The sequence below is a fragment of the Variovorax sp. EBFNA2 genome, from assembly GCF_033802765.1.
Classification (GTDB): Bacteria; Pseudomonadota; Gammaproteobacteria; order Burkholderiales; family Burkholderiaceae_C; genus Variovorax; species Variovorax paradoxus_H.
Window position 1 is genome coordinate 2,630,604 of sequence record NZ_CP138496.1, and the last position, 15,653, is coordinate 2,646,256.

The 15,653-nt window shown below is 68.4% G+C and carries 14 protein-coding genes; 11 read left to right on the forward strand and 3 right to left on the reverse strand.

Annotated elements, in window-relative coordinates; translation table 11 throughout:
- The 3 genes from RZE79_RS12265 (at position 1) to RZE79_RS12275 (ending at position 3,225) form a co-directional block, all read left to right on the forward strand.
- Complete coding sequence (locus tag RZE79_RS12265) at positions 1–639, forward strand: 3-oxoacid CoA-transferase subunit B (RefSeq protein ID WP_056573812.1); 639 nt, start codon at positions 1–3, stop codon at positions 637–639.
- 114 nt (positions 640–753) lie between these two features.
- Positions 754–2,151, forward strand: coding sequence for a CoA transferase (locus tag RZE79_RS12270; RefSeq protein WP_319360620.1), 1,398 nt, complete (start codon positions 754–756; stop codon positions 2,149–2,151).
- A 12-nt stretch (positions 2,152–2,163) separates the two neighbouring features.
- Positions 2,164–3,225, forward strand: coding sequence for a DUF4241 domain-containing protein (locus RZE79_RS12275; RefSeq protein WP_319360621.1), 1,062 nt, complete (start codon positions 2,164–2,166; stop codon positions 3,223–3,225).
- A gap of 13 nt (positions 3,226–3,238) precedes the next feature.
- Here the strand turns inward: RZE79_RS12275 and RZE79_RS12280 are convergent, their stop codons facing one another.
- Positions 3,239–4,147, reverse strand: a complete 909-nt coding sequence (locus RZE79_RS12280) for a LysR family transcriptional regulator (protein ID WP_153284808.1) — start codon at positions 4,145–4,147, stop codon at positions 3,239–3,241.
- A 160-nt stretch (positions 4,148–4,307) separates the two neighbouring features.
- On the opposite strand from RZE79_RS12280, the gene RZE79_RS12285 reads away from it, so the two are divergent.
- From RZE79_RS12285 to mmsB, 5 genes are read left to right on the forward strand one after another with little or no spacing between them, the layout of a single operon-like run.
- A complete protein-coding gene (locus RZE79_RS12285; RefSeq protein ID WP_319360622.1) occupies positions 4,308–5,831 on the forward strand; it encodes a CoA-acylating methylmalonate-semialdehyde dehydrogenase in 1,524 nt (507 codons plus the stop codon).
- A 41-nt stretch (positions 5,832–5,872) separates the two neighbouring features.
- Positions 5,873–6,226 carry a lysozyme inhibitor LprI family protein gene (locus tag RZE79_RS12290; RefSeq protein ID WP_228121800.1) on the forward strand — a complete coding sequence of 118 codons (354 nt, stop codon included), beginning with the start codon at positions 5,873–5,875 and terminating at the stop codon, positions 6,224–6,226.
- Positions 6,223–7,377 (forward strand): acyl-CoA dehydrogenase family protein, encoded by a 1,155-nt coding sequence (locus tag RZE79_RS12295; protein WP_099796512.1) that lies wholly within the window; start codon positions 6,223–6,225, stop codon positions 7,375–7,377. The genes RZE79_RS12290 and RZE79_RS12295 overlap by 4 nt, the downstream gene beginning before the upstream one ends.
- Before the next feature lie 36 nt (positions 7,378–7,413).
- On the forward strand, positions 7,414–8,532 hold the full coding sequence (locus RZE79_RS12300; protein WP_319360623.1) for an enoyl-CoA hydratase/isomerase family protein: 1,119 nt from the start codon (positions 7,414–7,416) through the stop codon (positions 8,530–8,532).
- Positions 8,533–8,572: 40 nt separating this feature from the next.
- Positions 8,573–9,469 carry a 3-hydroxyisobutyrate dehydrogenase gene (gene mmsB, locus RZE79_RS12305; RefSeq protein WP_319360624.1) on the forward strand — a complete coding sequence of 299 codons (897 nt, stop codon included), beginning with the start codon at positions 8,573–8,575 and terminating at the stop codon, positions 9,467–9,469.
- On the opposite strand, the gene RZE79_RS12310 is transcribed toward mmsB, so the two are convergent.
- The gene (locus RZE79_RS12310) at positions 9,454–10,719 is read right to left on the reverse strand and encodes an MFS transporter (RefSeq protein ID WP_319360625.1); all 1,266 of its coding nucleotides are present in this window, start codon (positions 10,717–10,719) and stop codon (positions 9,454–9,456) included. The two genes, mmsB and RZE79_RS12310, sit on opposite strands and share 16 nt — an antisense overlap.
- An 83-nt stretch (positions 10,720–10,802) precedes the next feature.
- Positions 10,803–11,729 carry a LysR family transcriptional regulator gene (locus tag RZE79_RS12315; protein WP_319360626.1) on the reverse strand — a complete coding sequence of 309 codons (927 nt, stop codon included), beginning with the start codon at positions 11,727–11,729 and terminating at the stop codon, positions 10,803–10,805.
- Between the two features lie 99 nt (positions 11,730–11,828).
- Between RZE79_RS12315 and metE the strand changes: the two genes are divergently transcribed.
- The 3 genes from metE (at position 11,829) to RZE79_RS12330 (ending at position 15,608) form a co-directional block, all read left to right on the forward strand.
- Entirely contained in the window at positions 11,829–14,174 is a 2,346-nt protein-coding gene (gene metE, locus RZE79_RS12320; protein WP_319360627.1) for a 5-methyltetrahydropteroyltriglutamate--homocysteine S-methyltransferase, read from the forward strand.
- 133 nt (positions 14,175–14,307) lie between these two features.
- Complete coding sequence (locus RZE79_RS12325) at positions 14,308–15,063, forward strand: hypothetical protein (protein WP_319360628.1); 756 nt, start codon at positions 14,308–14,310, stop codon at positions 15,061–15,063.
- Positions 15,064–15,263: 200 nt separating this feature from the next.
- Positions 15,264–15,608 carry a hypothetical protein gene (locus RZE79_RS12330; protein WP_056573774.1) on the forward strand — a complete coding sequence of 115 codons (345 nt, stop codon included), beginning with the start codon at positions 15,264–15,266 and terminating at the stop codon, positions 15,606–15,608.
- Positions 15,609–15,653 lie beyond the last annotated feature (45 nt).

The window sequence follows — 15,653 nt, forward strand, 5'->3', positions numbered from 1 at the left end:
ATGCCCTGGACCCAAGACCAGATGGCGGCCCGTGCCGCGCAAGAACTCGAAGACGGCTTCTACGTCAACCTCGGCATCGGTATTCCGACGCTGGTGGCCAACCACACCGGCACCAAGGAAGTGTGGCTGCAGAGCGAAAACGGCATGCTCGGCATCGGCCCGTTCCCGACCGAAGACAACGTCGATGCCGACCTCATCAACGCCGGCAAGCAGACCGTGACCACGCTGCCCGGCAGCGCCATCTTCGGCAGCCATGACAGCTTCGCGATGATCCGCGGCGGCAAGATCAACCTGTCGATCCTCGGTGCGATGCAGGTCAGCGCCAAGGGCGACCTTGCCAACTGGATGATCCCCGGCAAGATGGTCAAGGGCATGGGCGGCGCCATGGACCTCGTGGCCGGCGTGAAGCGCGTGATCGTGCTGATGGAGCACGTGGCCAAGAAGAAGGACGGCACCGAAGACCTGAAGATCCTCGAGCAGTGCTCGCTGCCGCTGACCGGCGTGGGTGTGGTCGATCGCATCATCACCGACCTGGCCGTGATGGACGTCGTGCCCGAAGGCCTCAAGGTGATCGAACTCGCGCCGGGCGTGAGCTTCGACGCGCTGCAGGCCAAGACCGGTGCGAAGCTGATCCAGTAAGCCATCCGCACAAGGTCGCGAACGCAACGACACACAACAAGGGCAGGGCCGCGCAAGCGGACCCTGCCTTTTTCATTTCCTGTTCATTTCTTCTTGTCCCTGAAGGGTTGACGCATGGCAACGAGTGAAGAAGTCCTGGCGGGTCTGTGGCAGCTGGCAGGGCTGCCCGCCGAAGCGCTGGCCTTTGCGCGGCTCACGGGCGCCGACCCGGTGCTGCCGTCGTCCTTCGCTGTCGGCCTCGCGGCGCAGGCCAGCATTGCGGCCGCTGCGCTCGCGGCCTGCGAACTGGGGCACCGGCGCGGTGTGGCGCGGCAAGACGTGTCGGTCGACACGCTGCATGCCGCGCTCGATTGCACGGGCTGGTTCAGCATCGACGGCCGCGTACCCGAGCTGTGGGACACCTTCTCCGGCATGTACCGCTGCGCCGACGGCTGGGTGCGCATCCACGCCAACTTCAAGCACCACCGCGAAGGCGCGCTGCGCCTGATGCAGCTTGACCCGGCCAGCGCCACGCGCGCCGATGCCGAGGCCGCAATGGCCGGCTGGCGCTCTGTCGATTTCGAATCGGCCGCCGCCGCGCAAGGCCTCGTGGCCACCGCGCTGCGCCGCTTCGATGAATGGGACGCCTCGCCGCACGGGCAGGCAGTCGCGGCCCAGCCGCTCTTCACCATCGAGCGCATCGGCGACGCACCGCCGCGCGCGCTGCCACCGTTGCAGGGCGGCCAGCGCCCGCTCGAAGGCCTGCGCGTGCTCGACCTCACGCGCATCCTCGCGGGGCCGGTCGGTGGGCGTGCGCTGGCGGCCTATGGCGCCGACGTGATGCTGGTCAATTCGCCGAACCTGCCGAACATCGAATCCATCGCCGACACCAGCCGCGGCAAGCTCTCGACGCATGTCGACCTGTGCACCGACGCAGGCCGCGCCGTGCTGCGCGGCCTCGTCGCCGACGCACATGTCTTCGTACAGGGCTACCGCCCCGGCGGCATCGCGGCGCTGGGCTTCGGCCCGGAGGCGCTGGCGCGCGAGCGGCCGGGCATCGTCTGTGTGTCGCTCACGGCCTATGGCACGCAAGGGCCGTGGGCCGATCGGCGCGGCTTCGATTCGCTGGTGCAGACCGCCATGGGCTTCAACCACGCCGAAGGCGAAGCGGCGGGCGACGGCAAGCCGCGCCCGATGCCGATGCAGATCCTCGATGAGGCCAGCGGCTACCTGATCGCCCTCGGCGCCGCCGCAGCGTTGTGGCGGCAGCAGCAGGAAGGCGGCAGCTGGCATGTGCAGGTGTCGCTGGCACAGACGGGGCAGTGGCTGCGCGGGCTGGGGCGGGTGGATGGCGGACTGTCGATTGCGCGGGCCGATGTCGAGCCGTATGTCGAGACCTCGGCCTCCGGCTTCGGCGAACTGACGGCGGTGCGTCACAGCGCACAGCTGTCGCGCACACCGGCCGCCTGGCCGCGGCCTTCGATGCCGCCGGGCAGCCATCCGCCCGTGTGGCCCGCCGCTGCCGGGGAATGAGAAACTGGGCGCATGGCCTACCTAGACATCGACAACCTCCAGAGCATTTTTCTTGACGACGAGGCGCTGCGCGCCCGTCATCTGCAGCGCCAGGCTTGCGGCGACTTGCACCTCACGAGCGGTCGCATCGTGGCCTGCGATCCGCTGGTGCAGCCCGAGCGAGAACCTTTTGTTCGCAGCGTGAGCGGGCGGGGCGCGTTCCCCGTCGAGGTGCTGCAAGGCGGCGGCCGCCATGCGCTGGCCGTGCTGTGGCTGCGTGAGCGAGGCAGCCTGCAGGCAAGCGACCTGCACTGGGAGGCGGCGCTGCTCGAAGGGCAATCGCAGGACGAACTCGGCGGCGACGAGTTCTATGGCTACCCGGTCGATGCCGGCGTCGGCTGCTTCATGGACGCCGACGGTGCCAAGGCCATGGCCGAGCGCGAGGCGCGCGAGTCCGCCACCAACCCCGAGTACGTGAGCTATTACGACGACGTGCTCGGCGCTGATCTCGCCTCGGCCGACATCGCCGACCACTACCCGCTGGGCGCGGGCAGCGCGAACAACGTGCTGATCTTCAGCGCCGGCTGGGGCGACGGCAGCTACCCGAGCTTCTGGGCGCTCGACGCCGCAGGCGCACCCGTGGCGCTCGTGACCGACTTCATGGTCATGCAGGGCGGCGACGCGCGCGACGAGGACGACAAGCGCAGCGACGCCTACCTGGCCAGCCTTTCGCCCGACAAGCTGGCGGCGCTCGAGGCACTGGGCGCGGCCGCAGTCGCAGGTGATGCGGCGGCGATCCAGCCCCTGCTCGACGGCGGGCTCGCGCAGTCCAACGAGATCATCCCCTCGCTCGGCGAGACCGCCATCATGAGCGCCATCCGCATGAACCAGCTCGACGCATTGCGCGTGTTGCTGGCGGCGGTGGAAGGCCCGCTGCCGATGCCGCCGCAGTTCTATCGCATGGACACGGAAGAGAGCTACATCGACTACGCGCGCCGGCTCAAGAAGCCGCGTGTGGACGGGCTGATCGAGCTGCTGGAAAAGGCTGCATCACCAGCGGCCAAACCTGGATTTCTGAAGCGCCTGTTTTCCTGAGCGCGCGAACCGGTCACTGGGTGTTCGCCGTGCTCGTGGGCAAGAGCACCTGCTGTTGTGCCGCAGCCGTCGCGCGCAGAAATTCCCACACGGTCTGCATGCGCGCCAGGTGCTTCGTCTCCGCCGGCATCGACATCCAGAAGGTCCGCGTGAAGTTCGCCGCGTCCGGCAGCACTGGCTTGAGCGCGCGATCGTCCTGCGCAATGAACGCCGGCAACACCGCAATCCCCGCACCCGCCGCGACCGCCCGGTGCTGCGCCAGCACGCTGGTGCTGCGCAGCGCAAAGCTGTCGGGGCGGTGCAGTTCATCGAGGTACTGCAGCTCCTTGCTGAACAGCAGGTCGTCCACGTAGCTGATGAAGGTGTGGCCGCGCAGGTCTTCGCGCGTCTTGATGGGCTTGTGGGCGGCCAGGTACTGCTTGGAGGCGTAGAGCCGCAGCGTGTAGTCGGTGAGCTTGGTCACCACCACCGGCCCGCGCGCCGGGCGTTCGAGCGAGATGACGATGTCCGCCTCGCGCCGCGACAGGTGCACCAGCCGCGGCATCGCGAGCAGGTCGATGGTGAGCTTCGGGTGCTGCACCGCGAACAGCGCCAGCTGCGGCGCCAGCACCACGGTGCCGAAGCCCTCGGTGGCGCCGATGCGCACCAGGCCCGACAGGCCTTCCTGCGAGGCCGGCGCGGTGCTCTCCACGGCCTGGAAGGCGCTCTCCATCGCCTCGACCTGCGGCTGCAATCGACGGCCCGCTTCGGTGAGCCGATGGCCGCCTGATTCGCGCGAAAACAGGGGCGCGCCCACCTCCTTTTCGAGCGCCTGGATGCGCCGCGCGACGGTGGTGTGGTCGACCTCCAGCCGGCGCGCCGCGCTCATCAGCGTGCCCGAGCGGGCGAGTTCGAGAAAGTAGCGCAGGTTGTCCCAGTCCATGTGCGTCCGGCCTTGTGTGCGGTGGGATGCGGTGCTTTGCATTTTTGCAAAGCGATGACGCATATTTGTCTATTGTCATAGCAAATCTGCAAAGCTAGGATGCGGGCTGCACCGGTTCAATCCGGTACCGAATTTCACAGGATCACAGGAGACAAACCCCATGGACGCCACCACCACCCCCTCGACGCAAGTCGCCACCGTCAAGCTGCTCATCGGCGGCAAGTTCGTCGAATCGAAGACCACCGAATGGCGCGACGTCGTCAACCCGGCCACGCAGCAGGTGCTGGCCCGCGTGCCGTTCGCCACCCCCGCCGAACTCGACGCCGCCGTGGCCTCCGCCAAGGAAGCCTTCAAGACCTGGCGCAAGACGCCCCTGGGCGCACGCGCACGCATCTTCCTGAAGCTGCAGCAGCTCATCCGCGAGAACATGGGCGAGCTGGCCGCAATCCTCACGGCCGAGCAGGGCAAGACGCTGCCGGACGCCGAAGGCGACGTGTTCCGCGGCCTCGAAGTGGTCGAGCACGCCTCGAACATCGGCAACCTGCAGCTCGGCGAGCTGGCCAACAACGTGGCCAACGGCGTCGACACCTACACGCTGCTGCAGCCGCTGGGCGTGTGCGCCGGCATCACGCCGTTCAACTTCCCGGCCATGATCCCGCTGTGGATGTTCCCGATGGCCATCGTCACCGGCAACACCTTCGTGCTCAAGCCCTCCGAGCAAGACCCGATGGTCACGATGCGCCTGTGCGAACTGGCGCTCGAAGCCGGCGTGCCGCCGGGCGTGCTGAACGTGATTCATGGCGGCGAAGCCATCGTCAACGGCATCTGCGACCACGCCGACATCAAGGCGATCAGCTTCGTCGGCTCGACCAAGGTCGGCACGCACGTCTACAACCGCGCCACGCTGGCCGGCAAGCGTGCGCAATGCATGATGGGCGCGAAGAACCACGCCATCGTGATGCCCGACGCCAACAAGGAGCAGACGCTCAACGCACTGGCCGGCGCGAGCTTCGGTGCAGCCGGCCAACGCTGCATGGCCGTGTCGGTCGCGGTGCTGGTGGGCGAGGCGCGCAACTGGGTGCCCGAACTTATCGAGAAGGCCAAGACGCTGAAGATTGGCGCCGGTACTGAAAAGGGCGTGGACGTGGGTCCGCTGGTGTCGTGCGCCGCCTACGACCGCGTGAACAGCCTCATCGAACGCGGCGAAGCCGACGGCGCCAAGCTGGTGCTCGACGGCCGCAAGCCCACTGTGCCCGGCTACGAGAAGGGCAACTTCGTCGGCCCGACGATCTTCACCGGCGTGAAGCCCGGCATGACCATCTATGACCAGGAAGTGTTCGGCCCCGTGCTGTGCATCGCCGACGCCGAAACCATCGACGAAGCCATCGAGCTGATCAACAGCAACCCGAACGGCAACGGCACGGCGATCTTCACGCAGTCGGGCGCCGCGGCGCGCCGCTTCCAGGAAGACATCGACGTGGGCCAGGTCGGCATCAACGTGCCGATCCCGGTGCCGGTTCCGATGTTCTCGTTCACCGGTTCGCGCGCCTCGAAGCTCGGCGACCTGGGCCCGTACGGCAAGCAGGTCATCATGTTCTACACGCAGACCAAGACGGTCACGGCGCGCTGGTTCGACGACAGCACCGTGAGCCAGGGCGTCAACACCACCATCAGCCTCAAGTGAAGTGCGTGAGGTGCGCGCTCCGCGCTGTCGCAGCATCGGCCGTGCTGCTGCTCGCCTTTGGCGCGCAGGCGGCCGATGAAGCGAGTCCGCTGGACTGCAAGCCCGACGGCAATCAGCAGCAGATGAACGCCTGCGCGGTGCGCGACTTTCGCGCCGCCGACGCGGCGCTCAACATCCGCTACGGCGAGGTGATGAAATCGCTGTCGCCGCAGCAGCGCACGGCCTTGCGCACCGAGCAGCGCGCCTGGCTCAAGGGCCGTGATCCGGGGTGCAAGACCGCCGCCAAGGACAGCGAAGGCGGCTCGATCTGGCCGCTGGAGTTCTATGGCTGCCTCGAACAATCGACCCGCAAACGCACCGCCAAGCTCGATCTCTGGAAGGGTCGCTCCCAATGAATTTCGAACTGTCCGAAGAACAGAACGCCTTTGCGCAGACCGCGCGCGACTTTGCGCAGGCCGAGTTCGCGCCGCACGCCGCGCAATGGGACGCGGAAGCCATCTTTCCGAAGGAAGCTATCGCCAAGGCGGGCGAACTGGGCTTCTGCGGCCTCTACGCGCCCGAGCGCATCGGCGGCCTCGGCCTGCCACGGCTCGACTCGGCGCTGGTGTTCGAGGAAATGGCCGCGGTCGATCCCTCGACCACGGCCTTCATCACGATCCACAACATGGCGACGTGGATGCTCGGCACCTGGGCCACCGACGCGGTGGCACAGCAGTGGGGCGAAGACCTCACGAGCGGGCGCAAGCTGGCGTCGTACTGCCTGACCGAACCGGGCGCAGGCTCCGACGCGGGTTCGCTGAAGACGCGCGCCGAGCTGCAAGGTGCCGAGTACGTCATCAATGGCAACAAGGCCTTCATCTCCGGCGCCGGCTCGACCGACGTGCTGGTGCTCATGGCGCGCACGGGCGGCGCGGGTGCCAGCGGCATCTCGGCCTTCGCGGTGCCGGCCGACGCACCGGGCGTGAGCTACGGCAAGAAGGAGCACAAGATGGGCTGGAACAGCCAGCCCACGCGCACCATCAACTTCGACAACGTGCGCGTGCCCGCGCAGAACCTGCTGGGCAAGGAAGGCGAGGGCTTTCGCATCGCCATGAAGGGCCTGGACGGCGGACGCATCAACATCGCGACCTGCTCGGTGGGCGCGGCGCAGGGCGCACTCGACGCGGCGCGCCGCTACCTGCACGAGCGCCAGCAGTTCGGCAAGCCGATCGCGAGCTTCCAGGCGTTGCAGTTCAAGCTGGCCGACATGGCGACCGAGCTGGTCGCCGCGCGGCAGATGGTGCGGCTGGCCGCCAGCAAGCTCGACGCGGGCCATGTGGATGCGAGCACCTATTGCGCCATGGCCAAGCGCTTCGCGACCGATGCGGGCTTCAATGTCTGCAACGACGCTCTGCAACTGCACGGCGGCTACGGCTACCTGAGCGAGTTCCCGCTCGAGCGTCTGGTGCGCGACACGCGCGTGCACCAGATTCTGGAAGGCACCAACGAAATCATGCGCGTCATCGTTGCGCGAAAATTGCTGGAAGGCGACAGCGACATCCGCTGAACGCGCCGTGAACCCGCTCTCCAGGACCTGAAAACAATGACCGACAACGTAGTTCTCTTCAACGAAATCCAGACCGCCGGCGGCCAGCGTTTTGCCGTGGCCACGCTCAATGCGCCGGCTTCGCTCAACGCGCTGTCCGTGGACATGGTGCGCCTGCTCACGCCCAAGCTGCGCGAGTGGGCCGCCGACGCCGGCATCGTCGGCGTGCTGCTCGATGCGGCGGGCGAGAAAGCCTTCTGCGCCGGTGGTGACCTGCGCCAGCTGTATCAAACGCTGCTCGACTGCGGCCCCGAGCGCAACACCTACGCCGAAGATTTCTTCCGCGAAGAGTACGAGCTCGACCACCTGATCCACACCTTCCCCAAGCCCTTTCTGTGCTGGGGCCACGGCATCGTGATGGGTGGCGGCGTGGGCCTGCTGGCGGGCGCCTCGCACCGCGTGATGACGCTGCAAAGCCGCATCGCCATGCCCGAGATCAACATCGGCCTGTACCCCGACGTGGGCGGCAGCTGGTTCCTGCGCCGCACGCCGGGCCGCACGGGCCTGTTCCTGGCGCTCACGGCGGCCAACATCAACGCGCACGACACCATCTTCTGCGGCCTGGCCGACGTGCTGGTGCCGCAGGAGCGCAAGGCCGACGTGCTCGCCACCATCGCGTCCACGCAGTGGACCGGCGGCGACGCGCGGGCCGACCGCGCCACGCTGTCGCGCATCCTCGCCAAGGCGGGCGAGGGCACCGAGATGCCGGCGTCGAAGGTGCGCGAGCACTACGACACGATCAACGCGCTGATGGCCGGCGACGACCTGCTCGACATCGCCAAGCGCCTGCGCGACGTGCAGAGCGACGACGCGTGGCTGCAGACCGCGTCGAAGACTTTCACCAAGGGCGCACCGAGCTCCATCGCGCTGAGCTTCGAGCTCTGGCAGCGCGTGCCGCGCATGTCGCTGGCCGAGGTGTTCCGCCTCGAGTACTGGGCTTCGCTGGGCTTCTGCGCGAACAAGGATTTCGCCGAAGGCATCCGCGCCGTGCTGGTCGACAAGGACCGCAACCCGCGCTGGAACCCCGCCACGCTCGAAGAGATCACGCCCGCTTTCGTCGACGACCACCTGCGCCCGCGCGGCGAGATGCCGGCGGAACTGGCATCGCTGACCTGATCGGCTCTATTCCCTGCACAGAACAACGGAGACAAGACACATGAAGATCGCATTCATCGGCCTGGGCAACATGGGCGGCCCGATGGCCCTGAACCTGCACAAGGCCGGCCACACGCTCAGCGCCTTCGACCTCTCGGCCGAGGCCTGCAAGAAGTTCGGCGCCGAAGGCCTGCCCATCGCGACCTCGGCCGTCGAAACGGTGGCCGGCGCCGAAGTTGTCATCAGCATGCTGCCCGCCAGCGCGCACGTCGAGGGCCTGTTCCTCGGCGGTGCCGGCAAGCCCGGCCTGCTCGACAGCATCCAGGCCGGCACGCTCGTGATCGACAGCAGCACCATCGCCGCCGCCACGTCGCGCAAGGTGGCCGAGGCCGCCGCCGCCAAGGGCGTCGCGATGATCGATGCACCCGTGTCGGGCGGCACCGGCGGCGCGATTGCCGGCACGCTGACCTTCATGGTCGGCGGCGAAACGGCAGACCTGGAACGCGCGCGCCCGGTGCTCGAGAAGATGGGCGCGAACATCTTCCACGCCGGCGCGGCCGGTGCGGGCCAGACCGCCAAGATCTGCAACAACATGCTGCTCGGCATCTTGATGATCGGCACCTCGGAAGCGCTCGCGCTGGGCGTGGCCAACGGGCTCGATCCGAAGGTGCTGTCGGAAATCATGCGCCGCAGCTCGGGCGGCAACTGGGCGCTCGAGAAGTACAACCCGATGCCGGGCGTGATGGAGACGTCGCCCGCCTCGAAGAACTACGCGGGCGGTTTCGGCACCGACCTGATGCTCAAGGACCTGGGACTGGCCCAGGAAAATGCGAGCGCGGTGCGTGCTTCCACGCCCCTGGGCGGCCTGGCACGCAGCCTGTATGCGGCGCACAGCCTCGCGGGCCACGGCGCGCTCGATTTCTCGAGCGTGCTGAAGCTGGTTCAGAAGGCCGGCTGAGGGGCGCGCCGGCCGCGCCGCGCCATCGCGAGCAGCAGGCCGGCCGCCACGAGGTTCGCGCCGATCGCCACGAGGATCGGCAGCAGGTAGCTGCGCGTGAGGTCGAAGGCGAAGCCCGCGGCGCTCGGCCCGATCAGCGTGCCGATCGCCACGCTGGTGTACAGGATGCCGATGATCGCGCCGATGTGGCGCCCGCCGAACCAGTCCATCACCAGCGCGGGCAGCAGCGCCACGAAGCCGCCGTAGAACACGCCGTAGGCGAAGGCGAACAGGGCCAACCCCCAGAACCCGCCCGACACGGCCCACACCACCAGCGACAGCGCCATGCCCGCCGACATCAGCGGCAGCGCGTAGTGCCGGCCCATGCGGTCGGCCAGCCCGCCGAGGAAGAAGCGGCCCGCCGTGCTGCCGACGCCGATCGCACCGAGCAGCAGCACCGCCGACGACGCGGCCACGCCATGGTCGAGCGCGTAGGGCACCAGGTGCACGAAGGGCACGAACAAGCCGAACGAACTGATGAGGCAGGCCGCGTACAGCCCGGCGAAACGGCCCGAGCCGATGGCCTCGCGCACCGAAGCGCCGGGTGGCAACGCGGTGGAGGCCTGCGCCTTCGGCGGATCGCCATCAGGGCCGAGGCCGCGTGCGCGCGGGTCGTTCTCGACCAGCAGCGCCAGGCCCACGCCGACCACGGCCGCGAGCACGCCGAGCGCCAGGTAGGCATCGCGCCAGCCCAGCGTGTCGATGAGCCACGAGGCCAGCGGCGGCATTGCCAGCGTGCCCACGCCAATGCCGCTCACAGCGAGCCCCGAGGCGAAGCCGCGCTGGCGCACGAACCAGCGCTGCACCGCGCCCAGCACCGGCACATACGAGGCGCCCACGCCGAGACCGACGCCGAGCCCGTACGCCCAGAAGATCTGCGTCAGGCTGCGTGCCTGGCTCGCGAGCGCCAGCCCGAGGCCGACCAGCACCATGCCCGCGACCGCCAACCGCCGCGCGCCCCAGCGGTCGGCGAGCGGGCCGCTGAAAACGCCGAGCCCGAAGTAGAGAAAGCCCGCGAGGGAGAACACCAGCGACACCTCGCCGCGCGAGGCGCCGAAGTCGCGCTGCAGCGCATCGAGGAACGCGCTGAAGGTGTAGGCGCAGCCGAAGCCCACGAACATCACGGCGAAGGCGCCGGCGACCACGAGCCAGCCGTGGAAGAAGCGGGGGCGCGGAATGGCAGGGGCGTCGAGTGTCTTCGGAGAGGTCATGGGGCGGTCCGTGGTGGTGGTCGATCTTCAGGCCGTGCACCAGCCTGCACTGGCCGGATTCGGACGTGATCCTCCGCCCGGGTTCACAGCAATTCGATCCCCGGCAGGCTCTTGAAGCATGTCTCGCGCGTGACGCGCACGAAGTCGTCGAGCCAGGGCCGCGCCGACGTTGCTTGCGCGCAGGCCATGTAGAGCCGCCCCGTCAGGCCCTTGGCGCCCACGCGGCGTGCCGTGACGTAGCCGCGGTCGAGGTAGTTCTGCACCGCCCACAGCGGCAAGGTCGCCACGCCGCGCCCGCTCGCCACCAGCTGCAGCATCGCCACCGTGAGCTCGGTCGTGCGCCGGTGCGCGGGCTCGACGCCGGCGGGCGCCAGCACCTGGCGCACGATGTCGAGCATCTCGTCGGGCACGGGGTAGGTGATGAGCGTCTGGTCAGCAAAGTGGCGGGCCGTGAGGTGCGCCTTGGCCGTCAGCGCATGGTCGTTGGCCAGCAGCGCGACGATTTCGAAGCGGAACAGCGCGTGGTAGTCGACCGTTTCATCGGGGTCTTCCTCGGAGACGATCGCCACCTCGGCGCGGTTCTGCATCACGAGCGCGATCGGGTCGGGGTGAAAGCCCGAGACGATGTCGAGTTCGATCTCGGGCCAGCGCTGGCGAAAGGCGTCCATCGCGGGCATCAGCCAGTCGAAGCAGGTGTGGCACTCGACCACGATGCGCAGCTGCCCGCTGCGGCCCAGCGCCAGCCGCGCCACGTCGCGCTCGGCCTCTTCGATGAGCGGCAGCGCGGTGTCGGCCAGCTGCAGCAACCGCAGCCCCGTGGTGCTGAACTGCGGCGGCACCGACTTGCGCTCGAACAGCTGGGCGCCGTAGCGGTCTTCGAGCAGCTTGATCTGGTGCGACAGCGCCGACTGCGTGAGGTTGAGCAGCTGCGCCGCGCGCACCAGGCTGCCGGTGTCGCGCAGCGCGGCCAGCGTGCGCAGGTGGCGGATTTCGAGGATGGACTGCATCATGAAAATGATTCAAGCGAATGGGCAAAAGGTTTCGTTTGAATCATATGCGCCAAACGCCGACCATCACCGGTTTCCAAGATCAGCGACCGGACCACCTGCATGACCACCCGTACCCACATCCTCGGCTTTCCGCGCATGGGCGCTCACCGGGAACTCAAGTTCGCCCTCGAGAAGCACTGGCGCGGCGAGACCGACCATGCGGCGCTCGAAGCCGTCGGCGACACCTTGCGCGCGCGCCACTGGCAGGCGCAGCGCGATGCGGGGCTCGACTTCGTGACCGTGGGCGACTTCGCTTTCTACGACCACGTGGCCAACCACATCCAGTTGCTCGGCTGCGAGCCGGCGCGCTTCGACTTCAGCGGCGACGAGCCCGAGCTGTCGCGCTACTTCAAGATGGCGCGCGGCGTGGAAGACGAAGCGGGCCACGTGCACGACGACAGCTGCACCCACGGTGCCGAAGGCACCTTCGCGCTCGAGATGACCAAGTGGTTCGACACCAACTACCACTACCTCGTGCCCGAGTTCAAGGCCGACACGCAGTTCAAGCTCGCATCGACGCGCCTGTTCGACGAGGTGGCGCAGGCGCAGCAGGCCGGCCACGCGGTCAAGGCCGTGCTGCTCGGGCCGCTGAGCTTTCTGTACCTGGGCAAGGAGAAGACCGCCGGCTTCGACCGCTTCTCGCTGCTCGATGCGCTGCTGCCTGTGTACGAGCAGGTGCTGAACCGCCTGAAGCAGCAGGGCGTGGAATGGGTGCAGATCGACGAGCCCATCCTCGGCCTCGACCTGCCCGAGGCCTGGCGCAACGCCTTCGAGCGCGCCTACTGGCAACTGGCCCGCAGCGCGCCCAAGCTGATGCTGGCCACGTACTTCTCGCCGCTGTCCGAGAACCTGCGCCTGGCCTGCCAGCTGCCGGTGGCCGGCCTGCACGTCGATGCCGTGCGCGCGCCGCAGGAGCTGACCGGCGTGGCCGACTGGCTGCCGGCGCACAAGGTGTTGTCGGTCGGCGTGGTCGACGGCCGCAACATCTGGCGCACCGATGTCGATGTGGCGTTGGGCAAGCTCAGGCCCGTGGCCGAGAAGCACCAGGGCGAGCTGTGGATCGCGCCGTCGTGTTCGTTGCTGCATGTGCCGTTCAGCCTCGCGGCCGAGACGAAGCTCGACACCGAACTCACCTCGTGGCTTGCCTTTGCCATCGAGAAGCTCGATGAGCTGCGCGTGCTGCGCGCCGCCGTCGATGGCGACGAAGCCTCGGTGGCCGCTGAACTTACGGCCGCGCGCACTGCGGTGGCCGCGCGCCGCGCCAGCCCGCGCGTGCACCGTGCCGAGGTCGCGCTGCGCCTGGCGCGCAGCGTGACCGGCGACGACCGCCGCGTGTCCGCTTTTCCGCAGCGCCAGCAGGTGCAGCGCACGCGCTTCGCACTGCCCGCGCTGCCGACCACCACCATCGGCTCGTTCCCGCAGACCGCCGACATCCGCGCGGCCCGCGCCGCCTTCAAGCGCGGCGAGCTCGACGCCGCCGGCTACCGCGAGAAGATGCGCGCCGAGATCGCACTCGCCGTGCGCAAGCAGGAAGAACTCGGCATCGACGTGCTGGTGCATGGCGAGGCCGAGCGCAACGACATGGTCGAGTACTTCGGCGAGCAGCTCGACGGCTTCGCCTTCACGGCCAACGGCTGGGTGCAGTCGTACGGCTCGCGCTGCGTGAAGCCGCCGGTGATCTTCGGCGACGTGGCGCGCCCAGCGCCGATGACGGTCGAATGGACGGCGTATGCGCAGAGCCTCACGACGCTGCCGATGAAGGGCATGCTGACCGGCCCCGTGACCATCCTGCAGTGGTCTTTCGTGCGCGACGACCAGCCGCGCGCCACGACCTGCGAGCAGATCGCGTGGGCGATCCGCGACGAGGTGAACGACCTCGAGGGCGCGGGCATCGGCATCATCCAGATCGACGAGCCCGCCATCCGCGAAGGCCTGCCGCTGCGCCGCGCGGGCTGGCCGGCGTACCTGAAGGCGGCCACGCGCGCCTTTCGCATCAGCGCCTCGGGCGTGCGCGACCAGACGCAGATCCACACGCACATGTGCTACTCGGAGTTCAACGACATCCTGCCGGAGATCGCGGCCATGGACGCCGACGTGATCACCATCGAGACCAGCCGCTCGGACATGGAGCTGCTGCGCGGCTTCGGCGGCGAGAACAACGCGGGCGGCTTCCGCTACCCGAACGAGATCGGCCCCGGCGTGTACGACATCCACTCGCCGCGTGTGCCCTCGGTCGACGAGATGGTGCGCCTCATGCGCAAGGCCGCGCAGGTGGTGCCGGGCGAGAACCTCTGGATCAACCCGGACTGCGGCCTCAAGACCCGCGGCTGGCCCGAGACCGAGGCGGCGCTGTCGAACATGGTGGCGGCGGCGAAGCTGCTGCGCGAGGAGCTGGCGCAGGTGTGAAAGGCACGGGATCGCGGCGTGCCAATAATGCGGCATGTCCTTGCTTTCCCGCCTGTCGTCGCCCCGTTGCCTCTTGTTGCTGTCGTTGCTCCTTGCCCCCTTGACGGGGTGGGCCCAGGACCGTGCGCAAACCTTGCTCCAGTTCGAGGGCGTGCAGGCGCGCTACCAGAACGCCTACGGCCCCGGTGCCGTGTCGCGCGGTGCGCGCGAGCTGCTCGAGCCGCCCGACCTCGCCATCGCCGACAAGGCCCTGCAGTCGCTCGACGTGGCAGCAGGTCGCGCCTTCGACGTGAACGCTTCGGTGGCCGCGATCCGTCAGGACGTGGCGGCGGCCGGGCAGGGCGCTGCTGCGCCGACGCCTCCGGTGCTGGAGGCCGTGGCGCGCTTCGCCAAGCTGCGCGCCGACTACGCCGCGATGGACGAGCCCGGCAAGGTGACCTTCTTCCATCAGCAGCACGCGCGGCCGGCCGATCCGGCGCGCGTCGAACTGCTGTCGCGCATGACGGTGGCCGAGGCGCGCGAGATCGATTTTTCGAGTCAGCTGCTCATGAGCGCGGTGGTCAAGCAGCTGGCACGTGGCAACGCCGCGCAATTCAGTTCGCTGCCCGACCGCACGCTCGACACGGCGCTCGATTCGCTGTGGTCGCGCGGCGTGACCTCGCCGCGTCCGCGCAACCTGATGACCGTGGCGCGCGAGTTCGAAAAGCTGATCACGCAAGCGCTGCTGCTGGCGCTGCCCGATGCCGACGTGGCCGCCTTGCTCGCCTGGCGCAACGAACCGCAGGCTGCCGCCGAGCGCGAGGCGCTGCTCGGCAGCTACCGCGCCGAGGTCAAGGGCAGCGGCTCGGTCGCGATCCGCACGCTGGTGCGCAGCTGGAGCCGGCCCTGAGGCTTGACGAAAGAGCGCAAAAGTTTGCAAACTAGCGGCGCGTTTGTACGAAAAAGTTTCACGTGGGCCCCGCATGTCGGAAAGTTCCCCGTGATTGTTTCAATTCCATGAACACTGCGATTCAGAATGACTGGGGTTTACCCTAGGAATTTGCGGCAAACTTCAGGACATCCAAAGCCTGAACACAAGAAGGAATTGAAATGAAGACCTCGAACATCCTCGCCGCCGCCGCTCTCTCCCTGCTCGCCGCCGCTGGCGCCGCCCACGCAGAGACCTACGAAGGCGTTCACGCCGTGACCTCCGGCTACAGCCGTGCCGACGTGGCACCGCAAGCCGTGGCTGCCGCCCGTGCCGGCAACGAATACAGCGACGCCGTGTCGGCCAGCGTGGCCCCCGTGCTGGCCTCGTCGGTGGACCGCGCCACCGTCCGCAACGAAGCCGTGGCAGCAGCCCACGCCCCGGGCCAGAACCTGCGCCGCGAATCCTTCGCTGGCAGCGTGATCCCCTCGCAAGCCCGCAGCTTCACGCGTCAAGCCGGCCTGTGATCGATGGCGGCGCAAGCCGCCTCGGTTAGCAAGACCACCACCCGA